Source organism: Megamonas sp. (genome assembly GCF_986095205.1).
On the sequence record NZ_CFQVBI010000020.1, the window covers coordinates 21,818 to 38,728 of the forward strand.

General features: G+C 32.8%; 15 protein-coding genes. 4 read left to right on the plus strand and 11 right to left on the minus strand.

Annotated features, from left to right (window positions below; all coding sequences use genetic code 11):
- Positions 1 to 59: 59 nt before the first annotated feature.
- Together AC5LAX_RS03425 and AC5LAX_RS03430 are read left to right on the plus strand one after the other, a co-directional pair.
- The gene (locus tag AC5LAX_RS03425; protein ID WP_008539446.1) at positions 60 to 500 is read left to right on the plus strand and encodes an OmpH/Skp family outer membrane protein; all 441 of its coding nucleotides are present in this window, start codon (positions 60 to 62) and stop codon (positions 498 to 500) included.
- Positions 501 to 576: 76 nt separating this feature from the next.
- Complete coding sequence (locus AC5LAX_RS03430; protein ID WP_117977134.1) at positions 577 to 2,247, plus strand: alpha-glucosidase; 1,671 nt, start codon at positions 577 to 579, stop codon at positions 2,245 to 2,247.
- 50 nt (positions 2,248 to 2,297) lie between these two features.
- On the opposite strand, the gene AC5LAX_RS03435 is transcribed toward AC5LAX_RS03430, so the two are convergent.
- From AC5LAX_RS03435 to AC5LAX_RS03470, 8 genes are all read right to left on the minus strand, one after another.
- The gene (locus tag AC5LAX_RS03435) at positions 2,298 to 3,194 is read right to left on the minus strand and encodes an ADP-ribosylglycohydrolase family protein (protein WP_167625430.1); all 897 of its coding nucleotides are present in this window, start codon (positions 3,192 to 3,194) and stop codon (positions 2,298 to 2,300) included.
- Between the two features lie 23 nt (positions 3,195 to 3,217).
- Complete coding sequence (locus AC5LAX_RS03440; RefSeq protein ID WP_181805720.1) at positions 3,218 to 3,940, minus strand: DUF554 domain-containing protein; 723 nt, start codon at positions 3,938 to 3,940, stop codon at positions 3,218 to 3,220.
- A gap of 156 nt (positions 3,941 to 4,096) precedes the next feature.
- Positions 4,097 to 4,801, minus strand: coding sequence for an L-ribulose-5-phosphate 4-epimerase (araD, locus tag AC5LAX_RS03445; protein WP_204922662.1), 705 nt, complete (start codon positions 4,799 to 4,801; stop codon positions 4,097 to 4,099).
- A gap of 184 nt (positions 4,802 to 4,985) precedes the next feature.
- On the minus strand, positions 4,986 to 5,486 hold the full coding sequence (nrdG, locus tag AC5LAX_RS03450) for an anaerobic ribonucleoside-triphosphate reductase activating protein (protein ID WP_019000008.1): 501 nt from the start codon (positions 5,484 to 5,486) through the stop codon (positions 4,986 to 4,988).
- Positions 5,473 to 5,757, minus strand: coding sequence for an anaerobic ribonucleoside-triphosphate reductase (gene nrdD / locus AC5LAX_RS03455; RefSeq protein ID WP_008539437.1), 285 nt, complete (start codon positions 5,755 to 5,757; stop codon positions 5,473 to 5,475). The genes nrdG and nrdD overlap by 14 nt, the downstream gene beginning before the upstream one ends.
- A 48-nt stretch (positions 5,758 to 5,805) precedes the next feature.
- The gene (locus tag AC5LAX_RS03460; RefSeq protein ID WP_117585697.1) at positions 5,806 to 8,085 is read right to left on the minus strand and encodes an anaerobic ribonucleoside triphosphate reductase; all 2,280 of its coding nucleotides are present in this window, start codon (positions 8,083 to 8,085) and stop codon (positions 5,806 to 5,808) included.
- 434 nt (positions 8,086 to 8,519) lie between these two features.
- The gene (locus tag AC5LAX_RS03465; RefSeq protein WP_288909372.1) at positions 8,520 to 9,842 is read right to left on the minus strand and encodes a putative porin; all 1,323 of its coding nucleotides are present in this window, start codon (positions 9,840 to 9,842) and stop codon (positions 8,520 to 8,522) included.
- A 415-nt stretch (positions 9,843 to 10,257) separates the two neighbouring features.
- On the minus strand, positions 10,258 to 11,514 hold the full coding sequence (locus AC5LAX_RS03470; RefSeq protein ID WP_288909371.1) for an S-layer homology domain-containing protein: 1,257 nt from the start codon (positions 11,512 to 11,514) through the stop codon (positions 10,258 to 10,260).
- Positions 11,515 to 11,984: 470 nt separating this feature from the next.
- On the opposite strand from AC5LAX_RS03470, the gene AC5LAX_RS03475 reads away from it, so the two are divergent.
- Together AC5LAX_RS03475 and sstT are read left to right on the plus strand one after the other, a co-directional pair.
- Complete coding sequence (locus AC5LAX_RS03475) at positions 11,985 to 12,647, plus strand: MgtC/SapB family protein (protein WP_288909370.1); 663 nt, start codon at positions 11,985 to 11,987, stop codon at positions 12,645 to 12,647.
- Positions 12,648 to 12,826: 179 nt separating this feature from the next.
- Positions 12,827 to 14,080 carry a serine/threonine transporter SstT gene (sstT, locus tag AC5LAX_RS03480; protein ID WP_117585694.1) on the plus strand — a complete coding sequence of 418 codons (1,254 nt, stop codon included), beginning with the start codon at positions 12,827 to 12,829 and terminating at the stop codon, positions 14,078 to 14,080.
- Between the two features lie 134 nt (positions 14,081 to 14,214).
- Here the strand turns inward: sstT and AC5LAX_RS03485 are convergent, their stop codons facing one another.
- From AC5LAX_RS03485 to AC5LAX_RS03495, 3 genes are read right to left on the minus strand one after another with little or no spacing between them, the layout of a single operon-like run.
- Complete coding sequence (locus AC5LAX_RS03485; RefSeq protein ID WP_015561792.1) at positions 14,215 to 14,577, minus strand: hypothetical protein; 363 nt, start codon at positions 14,575 to 14,577, stop codon at positions 14,215 to 14,217.
- Positions 14,578 to 14,579: 2 nt separating this feature from the next.
- The gene (gene ptsP, locus AC5LAX_RS03490) at positions 14,580 to 16,286 is read right to left on the minus strand and encodes a phosphoenolpyruvate--protein phosphotransferase (RefSeq protein WP_008539428.1); all 1,707 of its coding nucleotides are present in this window, start codon (positions 16,284 to 16,286) and stop codon (positions 14,580 to 14,582) included.
- 40 nt (positions 16,287 to 16,326) lie between these two features.
- Positions 16,327 to 16,590 (minus strand): HPr family phosphocarrier protein, encoded by a 264-nt coding sequence (locus tag AC5LAX_RS03495; protein WP_015561791.1) that lies wholly within the window; start codon positions 16,588 to 16,590, stop codon positions 16,327 to 16,329.
- Between the last annotated feature and the right edge of the window lie 321 nt (positions 16,591 to 16,911).

Genomic DNA, 16,911 nt, shown 5'->3' on the forward strand with positions numbered 1-16,911 from the left:
AGATATATTTATGCTATAATAACACTAATGACTTAATGTTCATATTAGGAGGCATTTAAATGAAAAAGCAACTTTTAGCAATGATTTGTTCGGCATTATTTATGCTAGGAATAGGAGGAACTGCTTCTGCTGCTGAAGTATATCAGCCAGCTACAACAGCAAGTGTTGCTACTATTAATTATCAGTACGTATTAGCTAATATTCCAGAAAGTAAATCCATTCAGGAAAATATGAATAAACTTACTGAAGAAGCACAAAAAGAATTTGAGAAATCTGTTAACGAAAAAATGAGTCCTGCAGATATTCAAAAAGTTCGTGCAAGAGTAGCTACTGATTTAAGACAAAAACAGATTAATTTAGTAAAACCAGTACAGGAAAAAATTAATAATGCAATTAAACAAGTAGCTCAAGAACATGGATATAGCGTAGTTATTACTTCTGATGTAGCTTTATTTACTGCTGTTGATATTACAGAAGAAGTTTTAAATGCTGCAAAATAATTGATATTTTATAAAAATAAGCAGGTACAAATAGTACCTGCTTTTCTTAGATTAATTAAAAATAGAGGTGGAAATGATGGGTGAATTAAAATGGTGGCAAAAAACAGTTGTATATCAGATTTATCCTAAATCTTTCTGTGATAGTAACGGTGATGGTATTGGAGATATTCCAGGTATTATTAGTAAATTAGATTATTTGCAAGATTTAGGTGTGGGTGCTATTTGGCTTTGTCCGATTTATCCTTCACCACTTGTTGATAATGGATATGATATTTCTGATTATTGTAGTGTAGCTAAAGAATATGGGACTATGGAAGATATGGAAAGACTCATTTCGGAAGCAGATAAACACAATATAAAAATCGTAATGGATTTAGTATTTAACCATACATCAGATAAACATAAATGGTTTGAAGAGTCTAGAAGCTCCAAAGATAATCCAAAACGTGATTGGTATATTTGGCGTGATGGTAAAGAAGATGGTTCTGCTCCTACAAATTGGCGTAGTATTTTTGGCGGGTCAGCATGGACTCTTGATGAAAAAACAAATCAATATTATTTGCATACTTTTGCTAGTGCTCAGCCAGATTTAAACTGGGAAAATAAAGAAGTTAGACAAGCTTTATTTGATGCAGCTAATTTCTGGTTAGATAAAGGTGTTCGTGGTTTTAGAATTGATGCGATTGTATATATTAAAAAACCTAGTGAATTTAAAGATTTACCAGTAGATGGAGCAGATAATTTAGCTAGTATCGCTAAAGCTACAACTTATCAAGATGGTATATTAGATTTTCTACATGAATTTAGAGAAAAAGTTTTTGATAGAGCAGATATATTTACAGTAGCAGAAGCAGATGGTGTTTATCCAAGTGATTTTGATAAATGGATTGGCGAAAATGGTGCATTTGATATGTCCTTTGATTTTAGCCATATTCGCTTAGGTTTTGATGAAGATTGCACATGGCATAAACGCAAATCATGGAAATTAATCGATATTAGAAAATGTTTCACAGAAGATGAAGAAGCTACAAAAGATAATGGCTGGGTACCTGTTTATTTTGAAAATCATGATTTACCACGTTGCACAAATTACTTCTTCCCACAGGGAACAGATACAAAATTGGCAGCTAAATTTATTGCTACAATTTTATTGACTATGAGAGGAACACCATTTATCTATGAAGGTCAAGAATTAGGTATGACAAATATAAAATGGCCATCCATTAAAATGTATAATGATATTTCATCTATTGGTCAATATGAATTGGCACTAAAAGATAAATTGACACCAAAAGAAGCTATGAAAGGTGTTTGGAAATACAGTAGAGATAATGCACGCAGTCCAATGACATGGAATAGTGGCTCTAAAGCAGGCTTTACTACTGGCAGACCATGGTTACCACTCAATGATGAATATCCTAAATTGAATGTGGAAACAGAAACAGAAGATGAAAATTCTGTACTTAATTATTATAAAAATTTAATAAAATTACGTAAGCAATATCCAGCATTAATTGAAGGAGATTATGAAGAATTATTGTCATATAGTCCAGGTATATATGCTTATGCACGTACAACTAAAGATAAATCAGAACGCATTATTGTTATCGCTAATACAACAGCAAAAATTCGCGGTTATAAGATACCAGAATTAAAAGGTGCAACATTACTAGCATCTACTTATGGAAATCGCGAAGCAACATTATTGCGTTCTTATGAAGTAAGAGTTTATAAAGTTAAGAAATAAAATAAAAAATATCCTTATAAATAGAATTTCTATCTATAAGGATATTTTTTTTAGTTTGGAATAGCTTCAATAATAGTATCGAGCATTTTTTTGATATCAGAAGGAATAGCTTCAATAAAACGAGTTGGGATATTATCATAACCATAGTAACAGCCTGCTAATCCACCTGTAATAGCACCAATAGTATCACTATCTCCACCAAAATTAATAGCAGTCAGTACAGCATCTTCAAAATTATCTGTAGGCATAAAAGCATGAAGCATAGCTACAATACTATCATAAGCAGAAGCTGTTGGCTGTGTTTCTTCGTTTTTATAATCATAATACATAGTATTATCAATCATTTTATCCATATCTTGTTTATTTATATTGTTGTTTAAAATACGGAAGATAAATTGAGCGTAAATACGGCAAGCATTATCAGACTGGGTATTTACATGAGTCATATTAGTGATATCAAGAGCAGTAGTAACAGCATTGAATTCATCAGTATAATAAAGTGCAGGATATAAAGTATTTAATATAGCACCATTATCTACACTACCGCGATTGCTAAATAAATCCACTTGTCCAGCGGACTCTTGCCAACGAGCTTTAGGAATAAGATGTTTACCATGACCTTTAGACATTGTTTTATCAATACTGCGAAGAGTTGTATCACTGATATCTTTTGGTCTGCTGATAGCCCATTTTATGAAATTCTTGCCGATTTCAGCAAATGGATTTTCAGGATTTTTCATAATTCCATAAGCAGTAGCAAGAAGTAGAGCTGTTTCGTCAGTTCCTTCGCCTGGTTGAACTTGTAACCAACCACCGCCAATCATTTCTGTAACCTTGCCAAATTGAGCTTTGATTTGTTCTTGAGGCATGAATTCAAGTGGTGCACCGAGAGCATCACCGATAATTGCACCATATAAAGCCCCTTTAATTTTATTTATTTTTTCCACAAATTTTCCTCCAATATAAATTATTAACTAAATATATGATAAACTACTGGCACTATAAGAGCAAGAAGCATATTACCAACACGAATATGAATTATATTATTAAATGTTAAATTTATACCAATAATAGTGATTAAAATATTGCCAATATAGCAGATATCATTAATCATAGCAGTTGTAAGATAAGGTGATATAAAACTAGCACATAAAGTAATCAGTCCTTGATAGATAAATAAAGGCAAAGCCGCAAGTAAAACGCCAGCTCCCATAGTTGAAGCAAAAACCATACAAATGACACCATCTAAAATGGCTTTAGTCAAAAGTAAACTATAATCACCAGATAGACCATCTTGGAGTGCGCCAATAATAGCCATAGCGCCAATACAAATTACAAGCGTAACTGTTACAAAAGCATCGACGAATTTTGATTGTTCATCAGCATGTAAGATTTTTCGAGCAAATTCGCCGAGTTTTTCTAGTTTGGCTTCAATATTAATAATTTCTCCAATTAAAGTACCGATTAATAAAGAAAATATCATCAGCATAGTACCTGTAGTTTCTAAATGACCATCTTTGAATACAAGCATTTGAGAAAGTGTACCACCTATGCCGATGAATAAAACAGCTATTCCCATAGCCTGTAATAGTGAATCTTGTAGAGATTTTTTTATGCCTTTTTTCAAAAATAAACCAATACCACCACCGATAATAACAGCGATAGTGTTGGCGATTGTTCCAAGACCAATCACAAAAACACTTCCTTAAAAATAATTTTTTTAGAAATAAATATATTATAACATTTAATTTGAATATAGTTTTAGAAAAAATAACAAAATAAAAACCACTTGATAAATCGTATTATTTAGCAAGTGGTTTTTACTTTATATATTATTATTTATTATATACTATTTCTTTTTTTGACCATAATAAGCATTAGCACCATGTTTGCGGAGATAATGTTTATCTAATAATTCTTGTTGCATTGGTTCAAAATTATTGCCAATAGTTACAGCATGATAAGCCATCATAGCTACTTCTTCAAGAACAACAGCTTTTTTTACAGCTTTGATAGGGTCTTTTTCCCAAGTGAAAGGACCATGAGAATATACGATAACGCCAGGAACATCCATCATTTTGATGCCACGTTCTTTGAATGTTTCAATGATGACATTACCAGTTTCAGCCTCATAAGAGCCTGCGATTTCTTCAGCAGTCATAGGACGTGTGCAAGGAATAGGTCCATAGAAATCATCAGCATGAGTTGTACCGAGTGCAGGGATATCACGGCGAGCTTGTGCCCAAGATGTAGCATAACGGGAATGTGTATGTACAACGCCACCAATTTCAGGGCAAGCCTGATAAATTTTGATATGAGTATCTGTATCGGAAGATGGATTATAATCACCTTCAACTACTTTTCCAGTATTGATATCAACAACTACCATATCTTCAGCTTTCATAGTATCATATTCTACACCTGATGGTTTGATAACCATTAAGCCTTTTTCACGGTCAATACCAGATACATTACCCCAAGTAAAAGTTACCATATGATATTTTGGCAACATTAAGTTAGCTTCAAAAACAATTTTTTTCAAATCTTCTAACATTTATATACACCTCTTTTTGATTTAATGCCGTTCAGCATCTTTAATATTTATTATACATATTTTGCTTAAAAATAACAATATGTCATACAAGTTTTCTCGATAAAAATATTTATTTTATTTAAGAGGTTATTATGATATAAAAAAAGCAATAATCTAAGTATATATCTAGATTATTGCTGAAAAATTAATATTCAATTAAAACAATTTGACCACTTTCACGTGTTTTTTGCATATCAATAATACGTTGATTGCTACTGCCACGAAATTGTAAAGTTAGGTCTTTTTTTTCTATGAGGAAAGGTCCATCAATGAGTACATCTGTTTGATTGAGTAAGTCATCGATGTCAGGATTGTGCATATTTTGTAATTGTTCTAAAGTATAACCTGTAAATGTGGTGATATTAAGACCACGTTTATGAACTTCTTTGGCTAATTGTGCCAATGGTTTTGCTTGGAGAAAAGGTTCTCCTCCACTAAAGGTAACACCATTTAATAATGGATTTTCACAGATTTGTGAAAGTAAATCATCAGTATCGACTTCATGGCCGCCATTTACATCATGAGTTTGAGGATTATGACACTGAGGACAATTGTGATAGCAACCTTGAGTGAAGATGGTGAAGCGAAAACCCTCACCATCTACAATAGAATCATTGACAACGCCTGCAATCTTAATTAAGGCCATGTTTTACGCGGTCATGTTCTTCAGCACGTTTTGCATTGTTGAAGCGGTCTACAGTACCTACTAAATAACCTGTAATACGGCGAATACGTTCAAATTGAGCAGGTTGAGTGCGATAGTCAAGAGCGACTTCTCCATCACCAGCATCGGAAATAGTGAGGCTAGCGAGAGTTTCACTAGAATTTTCTTTAATATAATTGATATAATTTACGATTTCTTTTTCTGTAATATCTGTTAAACCATTAACTTTTACTTCTACACCATTAACTAACATTTGTATCACTCTTTCTATCGAATATTTTTGTTGATTTATAAATTTAAATTAAATGGAAGTTGCACTGCAACAATTATCACGCATACGTTTTAAAATAACATGGCGTTTATGGGCAGCTTCACTTCTACCACATTTTGGACATACTCCATTGATAATACCTGTATATCCGCAAACTGGATCACGGTCTACAGGGTGATTTACAGAACCGTAACCAATGCCGTTATCATGCATGCAACGGATAATAGCTTCAAAAGCTGTTAAATTCTTTGTAGGATCCCCATCCATTTCAATATAACTTATATGACCACCATTTGTTAAATTGTGGTAAGGTGCTTCAAGTTGTATTTTTTTGTAAGCACTGATTGGATAGTATACTGGAATATGGAAGGAATTTGTATAGTATTCTCTATCAGTAACACCAGGAATTGAACCATAGATTTTGCGGTCAATTTTTACAAAACGACCACTTAAACCTTCTGCTGGTGTAGCAATTAAAGAGAAGTTTAATTTTGTTTTTTGAGCTTCATCGTCCATACGTTTACGCATATGACCAATGATAGCAAGCCCTAATTTTTGAGCTTCAGCAGATTCACCATGATGCTTACCAATTAAAGCTTTTAATGTTTCAGCAAGACCGATAAAACCAACAGTTAAAGTACCATGACGAAGTACTTCACTTACAGTGTCATATTCACCAATATTATCAGAGTCAAGCCAGATATTTTGTCCCATTAAGAATGGGTAGTTTTTACCAATTTTAGCACATTGAATTTTGAAACGGTGTAATAATTGACGAATGACTAAATCAATCATATCATCTAAGGATTTATAGAATTTATTTATATCACCTTTAGCTTCAATTGCTAAACGAGGTAAGTTAATACTTGTGAAACTTAAATTTCCACGACCACATGTAACTTCACGAGTAGGATCATAAACATTACCCATTACACGAGTACGACAACCCATATAAGCTACTTCACTGTTGTAATCGTTAGGTTTATAGTATTTTTTATTGAATGGAGCATCTAAGAAACTAAAGTTAGGGAATAAGCGTTTCGCAGATGTCTTCATTGCTAAACGGAATAAATCGTAGTTAGGGTCATCTTTTTCATAGTTAACCCCTTCTTTTACTTTGAAAATTTGTACAGGGAAAATAGGAGTTTCACCATCGCCAAGACCAGCATCTGTAGCTAATAAGAGGTTTCTCATAGCCATACGACCTTCTGGAGATGTATCAGTACCGTAGTTGATGGAACTAAATGGCACCTGAGCACCAGCGCGAGAATTCATAGTATTTAAATTATGAATAAATGCTTCCATTGCTTGATAAGTAGCTGCATTAGTTTCATTCCATGCAGTATTTATAGCAAATTTATGAGCCATTTGAGTTGTTTGTTCATTTATTTCTTGATAATTATGTTCACGTTGATGTTTTGGTAAGAAATCAACTAGAAGTTTACCAAATTTATCAGCAGTGCTCATACTGATTTTTATAGGAAGAGTTTGTTCGATTTTTTTACAAAGTAGGCTAGCATCTTCAAGTTTCATATCAAGCATAGCATTGAAATAATAGCCGAGAGCTTTGTAGTATTGTTTACGATAAGTTTTAGCAACGCCTGGAGCCATGCAATAATCAAACATTGGTACAGCTTGACCACCATGCATTTCATTTTGGTTAGCCTGAATAGCAATACAAGCTAATGCAGCATAGGAACGAATATCATTTGGTTCACGTAAATAACCATGACCTGTTGAAAAACCATTTTTAAATAATTTTAATAAATCTATTTGGCAACAAGTTTCAGTGAGCATATAAAAATCCATATCATGAATATGAATATCGCCGTCCATATGCGCTACTGCAATATCTTTTGGCAAAATATGACTAGTAATAAAGTATTTAGAACCTTCAGAGCCATATTTTAACATAGTACCCATAGCTGTATCAGCATCAATATTAGCATTCTCACGTTTGATATCAGCATCTTTTGCTTTGGTAAAAGTAAGTTCATTATAGATATCCATTAAATCAGCTTTAGCTTGACGAAGTTTTGTATGTTCTGCACGATATAAAATATAAGCTTTAGCTGTGCTAGCAAAATTACCAGCGATGAGAACTTTTTCTACAGCATCTTGTATTTGTTCAACACCAGGTGTTTTTAAATTTTTTAATGCTTTAATAACATTATTAGTAATAGTAGATAATTGCTCTTTGGAAAATGTCTCATCTATAGATTCCATATTAGCTTTTTTTATAGCATCTGTGATTTTTTGTGCATTAAATTTCACAATATCTCCAGTGCGTTTCTTGATTGTTTTTATCATTGTAAGCTGACACTCCTAGTATATTTGACCATGAGCAAAATATACTATGCCATGGTTTTAATTCATTTTCTTTTATGTGCTGACAACGATTATACTATATACACGTATGAGTGTCAAACTAACCACAATATATAGTATGTGCAGTAAAATAAATTTATATACAATTTTAAAATAGGTATTGACAGTAGTTTGAGTTTGTATTGACTAAATAAAAAATGTACTATATTTAATTACCTATGAATTTTTATACAAATAAATAATATTTTTCCATTGACATAAAAGTTTTACATATATAATATATAAAAATTTTATGGATAGTAATTAAGCGATATTTTATTAATTTATAAAAAAAAAGACAGGTAAAAAACCTGTCTTTTAGGGGTTAATTTTTATTTTATTAAGAGAGAAATATTTATCATTTAATTTATAATTTATTAATAGAAGAAATCAAGGTTGAGGTAGAATCTATCTGCATCTGTGTCGGAATCGATATCTTTACCATCGAAATATTTAACACTTGCTAAGAGATTTTCTACAGGAACATAGCTAGCACCTATAGCAAAACCTTTTTGATTATTAAATACATCTTTATATGTTGTAGCAATAGTAACATCTTTACCGAAATGACGATAAGCAACATAAGCTCCCCAAGAACCAGGGTCAGCAATATTAGCATTTTTGTATTGAAGTTCTGCCATATAAGCTTGTTTGTCATCGGAATTATCAGATTTAGTATTTACAGCATATTGACCGAGTAAGCCCCAATTATTATCGAAGCGATATAAACCACCTACAGACCAGATATTCATTTTGTCATAATCATATACTGTTTGACCTGCCCATGTACCCCAATTTGTAGAGCCTGGTTCAATATTAGTCATTACAGCATACATAGCATTAGCATCGAATTTTTCGCTTTTATAATTAAATTGAGTTGCATAGAAATCAGCAGTGAAATCTTTTAATGTTTGACCAGGTAAAATATCTGGGTTATCATGACCAGGATTGTAACGACCTGCTAAAAGAGAAGTAGTGAAGTTTTTATCGCTACCACTTGTAATATCAATTTGAGCACCAGACATATGTTCATCAAGAAGCATACCATAAGTATCAAGAAGAGGAATTCTACCAGCAGTAACAGTAGTATTATGTCCGATAGGTCCTTTAGCATAAACACGAGCTACTACTGTTTTACCATTAGCATCTTCATCAGCTTTCATTTCATAATCGACACGAACATTAGCAGTCCATCCTGTATCGCCAATATAAGCTTTTGGTTCAAGACGGAACATTACTTGGCTAGTGTCATTATCATTATATTTTTTAGTATGTCCGCTCATTCTATCTGTGGCATCACTTGAAGCATCAACATAACGATAACGCAACTCACCTTTCCAAACAACATTATCGGATTTCTTTTCAAGATTAGCAACACGAACGCCAAGGTTATCAAGTTCATCTGCAAATTCAGCGGCTAATTTATCAACGAGAGCTTTATCAGCTTTTTCAAGATCTGTTTTTGCCATAGCACGAGCTACAATTTGAGCCATTTCATAGCGAGTCATAGTATTTTGACCTTGATATGTACCATCTGGATAACCATCAATAACACCATCAGCAGCAAGCGTAGAAACAGCATCATAAGCCCAGCTATCAGCAGGAACATCACTAAAAGGATTATTAGCAGCAAAAGTTGTACTAGCTGCACCAACAACTAAAGCAGCAGTAATTGCAGAGACAAGAGTTTTTTTAGACATTAATATTTCCTCCAAACGCGATAAATTATATTATAAATAATTAACTTTCATAATATAAATTAAAGAAAATATAGAGTGTCCAAGTTTCCTCTAAGGTTCAATGCTATAAATATGAAAGTCGATTTCTTTATCTGTTTGAATTTTATCATAATATGAAATAAATTTCAATATTTTATATAAATAAAAATTTTTATAAAATTAAATATAAAGAAATATTATTTATTAAATTAATCAATAATATTTCATTTTTATGATGAAATATTTCGTTTTATAGAAAAAATAATATAAAAAATTTTTTTATAAATAAATAAAAACTTATAAGTAAAATTAAAAGTAAAAATAAATATAAAAAAGAGCAGACATTAAGTCTGCTCTTTGTATATTACTATTAAATTTCAGTCTTACTGAGTGCTTATCAGAAGAAGAAGTCAACGTTAGCAAAGAATTTGCTAGCATCAGTATCAGTATCCATATCTTTACCATCGAAGTATTGGATTGTAGCAAGGATATTTTCAGCAGGAACATAGGAAGCACCTACTACATAACCTTTTTGGTTAGCTGCAGCATCATCATAAGTTGGAGCGATTGCAACATTTTGTCCAAGATGACGGTAACCTACATAAGCACCCCAAGAACCAGGATCAGCTACATCTGTACCTTTGTATTGAACTTCAACGATACCAGCTTTTTCATAAGCATCAGCATCAGTGTTTTCAGCATACTGACCAACTAATTTAACGTTGGAATCGAATGCATAGCTACCACCAACAGTCCAAATGCTAGCACTGTTATCATTGTAGCCACCAAGAGTTTCCCAAGAAGCTGCTTCAATACCAGTTAATGCAGTGTAACCAGCGTTAACTGCGATTTTTTCAGTTGGAGCATAGTCAAACTGTACACCATAGTATTCAGCAGTTACATCTTTAGCATTGAGGTTAGGATTAGATTCATGATCTTGGTTGTAACGACCAGCAGCTAAAGTAGTTGTGAATACATCGCTACCGAATGCAACAGTACCACCAGAGATACGATCATCAAATAACATACCTTGAGCAGTGAATAAAGGAACACGACCAGCTTGTACAGTAGCACCGAAGAGAGGTCCTTCAACCCAAGCACGATCAACTTCTACGTTGTTATCGTTTTCATCAGAGGAAAGATCCATTTCATAGTCTAAACGAGCATTAGCTGTCCAACCGGAGTTACCGATATAAGCTTTTGGTTCAAGACGGAATAAAACTTTGTTATAAGTTTCATCAGCTTTTGCATCATGATTTTCATCATAATAACGATAACGGAGTTCTCCGCCCCATTTAACGTTATCGGATTTCTTTTCAAGATCAGCAACGCGAACGCCGAGGTTATCAAGTTCTTCAGCAAATTCAGCAGCTAATTTGTCAACGAGAGCTTTATCAGCTTTTTCGAGGTCAGTTTTAGCCATAGCACGAGCTACGATTTGAGCCATTTCATAACGAGTCATAGTCTGTTGACCTTTGTAAGTGCCATCAGGGTAACCATCGATAACACCATCAGCAGCAAGAGTAGTAACAGCATCATATGCCCAGCTATCAGCAGGAACATCGCTGAAAGGATTTGCAGCAGCAAAAGTTGTGCTAGCAGCGCCAACTACGAGAGCGGCAGTAATTGCAGAAACAAGAGTTTTTTTAGACATAACAAAACTCCTCCTATAAAATATATTTTTTGTTCAATAGAAAATATATTGTTAGGAGAAATGATTGTGTATGAGTATCCACGTTTCCTCAACTTTTTTTCCTCTGCTCAATATATTCTTTTCTTGAACTACTAAAATGATAGCATAAAGATAAAAAAAATGCAACTTTGTAATAGAAAGATTATTTTTAATTATTAAATAATAGCGAAAAAAAGGTGGTTTTATTTGTTGAAAATAGTAAAATTTTAAAATAAATAAAATAAAATTTAATGAATGTGGATGGTTTTTAGTGCAAATAAATTAATATTAAGAAATAAAATATCGGAATGTGTGATTTATTAAAATCAAATTAAAATTTAATTAAAAAGTAAATTAGAGATAAAAATGGTGATATTTAGTATAATAAAATTTAAGAAGTAGATGATTTATTTATATTTTTGATATTGATTTTTAAGAATTTAGGTGGATATATGGAAAACGCAATTGAATATATTTTTAGAATAATTTTATCAGCGATATTAGGTGCACTTATTGGTTATGAAAGACAATTTAAACATAAATCAGCAGGACTTAGAACGAATATTTTAGTGTGTATTGGTTCGTGTTTAATTATGATTTTATCAAATTTATTGTATGAGCAAGTAGAGGGAAAAACAAATGCTGATCCTGCAAGATTAGCTGCACAAGTTGTAAGTGGTATAGGTTTTTTAGGTGCAGGAGCTATTATTAAAGAAGGTGTGAATGTAATTGGTCTTACAACAGCAGCCTGTATATGGGTAGTATCTGGAGTTGGCTTAGCTGTGGGTGCAGGATATTATATAATTGCTGTTTTTGCTTCATTGTTAGTGTATATAATATTAGAGATTTTATCGCAAATGGATAGTTGGTTAGTGCCAACTGATAATATTATGATAAAAATAAGAATGATCAATGATAGTGAAAAGATAAAAGAAGTCTATAATGCATTATTAAAATTAGGTTTAAAAAGTAAAAATTTTTCAGTAGTATTTGTCTCTGAAGATATTGTAGAATTAAATATTTTGATGTTTAATCCACATAAATTAAAATTGGCAGAGATATCGGCATATTTCACTTCTATGGAAGGTATAATAAAATCTATAGAAATTCATTAAGTTTTAGAAGGATTGGGAATGATAAAATTCTTAATCCTTTTTTTGTATACGAAAAATATAAGAAAAATATTTATATGAGTTTCAAGAGTGCAAAATACTTGTCATTTCTATAAAAATGATGTATACTAGGAAAAAATATTTGTCTTTATATTGTGCAGTTTTAAAGGAGTTGTATTATTTTGTTAAGTCGTATTGGAAAAAAATATCAAGAAATGGCATTATTAAAATTGATAATTTTAGGACTTATTATTGGGATTTTTATTGCCGTAGCTGTGCCAACAGCAGTTCCAGCTGTTGCTATTTTAGGTGATTTATTTGTTAAAGCTTTAAAAGGAATAGCACCTATCTTAGTATTTGTACTTGTAATGAATGCTATGGTACAAAAAAATGCAGATGCTAGTGCATCTATGAAACCTATTGTTAAGTTGTATGTACTTGGAACATTTTTTGCTTCTTTAGTAGGTGTATCTATGTCATTTTTATTTCCTACTACATTACAATTACAAGTTGCAGATGCTACAATAGCTCCACCAAGTGGTATCGTAGAAGTTTTACATAATTTACTTATGAGTATCGTTGATAATCCTGTTAATGCTTTAGTTAATGCAAATTATATTGGTATTTTAGCTTGGGCTATTTTAGCAGGTATAGCATTACATGCTTCTTCTGATAAAACAAAAACTATGATTGCTGATTTGGCTAGTGCTGTTACAAAAATTGTAAAATGGATTATTCGTTTTGCTCCTTTTGGTATTATGGGCTTAGTAGCAAATGCAGTAGGAACAAGTGGCGTTGGTGCGCTTTTAGGTTATGCTCATTTACTTATTGTTTTACTTGGTGCGTTTTTCCTTGTGGCACTTGTTATGAATCCATTGATTGTATTTTTACACATTCGTCGTAATCCTTATCCATTAGTATTTGCTACTCTTCGTGAAAGTGGTTTATATGCATTCTTTACTCGTAGTTCTGCTGCTAATATTCCAGTAAATCTTTCTTTGTGTAAACGTCTTGGTCTAAATGAAGATACTTATTCTATCTCTATTCCACTTGGTGCAACAATCAATATGTCTGGTGCTGCTATTACAATTGCTATTCTTTCCCTAGCAGCTGCTCGTACACTTGGTATTGAAGTTGATATTTTAATGGCATTATTATTATCCATAATCGCTACAGTTGGCGCTTGTGGTGCTTCAGGTGTAGCTGGTGGTTCATTATTACTCATTCCAGTAGCATGTGCATCTTTTGGTATTAGCAATGATATCGCAATGCAAGTTGTAGGTGTAGGCTTTATTATTGGTGTGCTCCAAGACTCTTGTGAAACAGCTTTAAATAGTTCTAGTGATGTATTATTCACTGCAACAGCAGAATTTGCTGCTCGTTCTAAAGAAGGAACTCTTGATGTGAAAGATATGGTTCCACAAAATAGAGCTTGATAATAATTTATAAATGATAATAGGCGACATTTTAAGCTTTAATTGCTTTTAATGTCGCTTTTATTTTTACTTTTATTTAAAATAAAAAGGACTTAGTTTTATAAAACTAAGTCCTTTTCTATAAGTAGCTTAAACTACATTAATTTATGTTCAAGTTCTTGTATTTTCTTTTTATGATGTTCAATGGCAAATTTTAAATGACTTTGAACTTCATCGCTAGTAGCTTGTTTAAAAGCTTCTTCTAGTTTAGCTAGGCGAGTCCTAACTTCAAGAAGTTCATCGCTCAATACGGTTTTTTCATTTAAACCAATGCCATAAACAGTTCTGATATCATTCAATATAATATCAGCATAACCAGGTTCAGATGATACAGTTTCAAGATATTTTGCTAATTCATAAATGATACTATAAGGATCTTTTCCTTCATTTAACCATTTTAACAAATTCATCTTGATATTTTGCTCTTTACCATGAGCAGAATTAATATTATCTGTCATTATTATAATGCTGTTTGAAGATATTCTTTAATAGCGTTTCCATCTTCCATAGTCATAACAGTGTCTAAAGCAGCTTTAGCTTGAGCAGATGTTATGGAACGGATTTTTTCTTTTACGCGTGGAATAGATGGAGCACTCATGGAAAGTTCGTTGATACCCATTGCCATTAAGATAGCAGCAGCATTAGGGTCACTAGCCATTTCACCGCACATACCTACCCAAATATTATTATTACGAGCAGACTCAATAGTGAGTTTAATGAGGCGAAGAACAGCTGGATTGAAGTGATTATAAAGATAACTTACATTAGTGTTAACACGGTCAACAGCAAGTGTATATTGAACAAGGTCATTAGTACCAATGCTAAAGAAATCAAGGTATTTAGCAAGTACAGGAGTCATTACAGCAGCTGCTGGAGTTTCAACCATGATACCAAGTTGAACATTATTGGAGAATGGTTTTTCTTCATGAGCAAGCTGTGATTTAGCTTCTTCGATAATTGCACGTACTTGTTTTACTTCTTCTACGTTGATAACCATTGGGAGCATCATTGCTGCTTTACCATAAAGACCAGCACGTAAAATAGCTTTAACCTGTGGCATAAATACTTCACGACGGTTTAAACAAATACGAATTGCACGGTAACCTAAGAAAGGATTTTCTTCTTCTGGGATATTTAAGTAAGGGAGTGGTTTATCGCCACCGATATCCATTGTGCGAATTACACATAAATGACCATTACATTTTTCAATAGCTTCTTTATATGCTTTAAATTGAGTTTCTTCATCAGGAATAGTATCTCTACCCATGAATAAGAATTCAGAACGGAATAAACCAACGCCTTTAGCACCAAATTTCATAGCAGCTTCAACGTCTAAATGAGTGCTGATGTTAGCCATAAGGTCAACTTCTACACCATCTTTAGTTACTGTAGGAAGTTTGGAAAGTTGAGCATAATGTTCTTTTAAGCGGCGTTGTTCTTCTAATTTTACCTGATAGGAAGCGATTAAATCTTCAGTTGGTTCAACAAAGATTTCACCAGTTTCACCATTTAAGATAACTTCAGCATTATCAGGAATATCTTTAATTTTATCGCCAAGACCTGCAACAGTAGGGATAGCTCTTGCTTTGGCAATGATTACAGCATGGCAAGTAGTACTACCATTACCTAAAATTACACCAGCAATTTTTTCAGTAGGAATGTTAGCGATAACAGATGGTTCAATTTCTTCTCCGCAGAGAATTACAGCACCACCATCAACTGTTTTTTCTTTAAGACCTAAAATACGTCTTGTTACGCGTTTACCAACATCGCGGATATCTACAGCACGTTCACGGAAATAAGTGTCGTCCATTTGTTCAAAGATAGATGCATTTTCTTCAGACGCTTCAAGTACAGCTTTTGGTGCACTTCCACAAGCGCCGAGTTTTAACATAGCATTTTCTTCGAGCATAGGGTCTTGTACCATCATACGATGTGCTTCCATAATGCCTGCTTGTTCAAGCATGCCTTTATCACGAAGTGTTTTAATATTTGTTTGAAGTACTTCAGCTGCATAAGCTAAAGCTTCTTTAATTTTTGATACTTCTTCTTCAGCAGTTCCTGGAGTGTAAGCATCAATATAAGATTGTAAATCTTCTCCGAGTTTCATTACTTTGGCAATAGAAATACCAGTAATAACTCCTTTTCCTCTTAATTCGTACGGCAAAGTACAAATCCCCCTCTCTCATTAACTCTCAGTTTAGAAATTATTCTTCACCGAATTTGTTTTTGATGAGACCAGTAAGAGCATCAAGAGCTGCTTGAGCGTCGTCACCTTCAGCACTGATAGTGAGTTCAGTACCCTGAGTAAGACCAAGGCTCATGATCATAAGAATGCTTTTAGCATCAACAGTTTTACCTTTAGCAGTAAGTTTGATTTTGGAGCTGAATTTGTTAGCTTCCTGTACAAACATAGATGCAGGACGTGCATGTAAGCCAGTTTTGTTTTCAATAATAAGTGTAGTTTCCATTATAAATAAACCCCTCTCTTAATACATCATAGAACATAATTGTATATTTAACATTATCGTTTGAAAATTATGTCTTTGTTAATTATAACTAAAAATTGCAAAAATGACTAGTGCATTTTGGAAAAAAATAAGAAATTTTCTAAAAAAACTTTAATTGAACATCATTTCTGTCATTTCCATAACTAAAACATAATAAATCAAAAGAAATGTTATTTTTAAATATTGGTTTTATAACGGATTGACATACTCCCCATGCCTAAAGGCAGGGGATTCTTGGATACAAACGATACTTGCCTACTAAAATAGCAGGTCTTACTATAT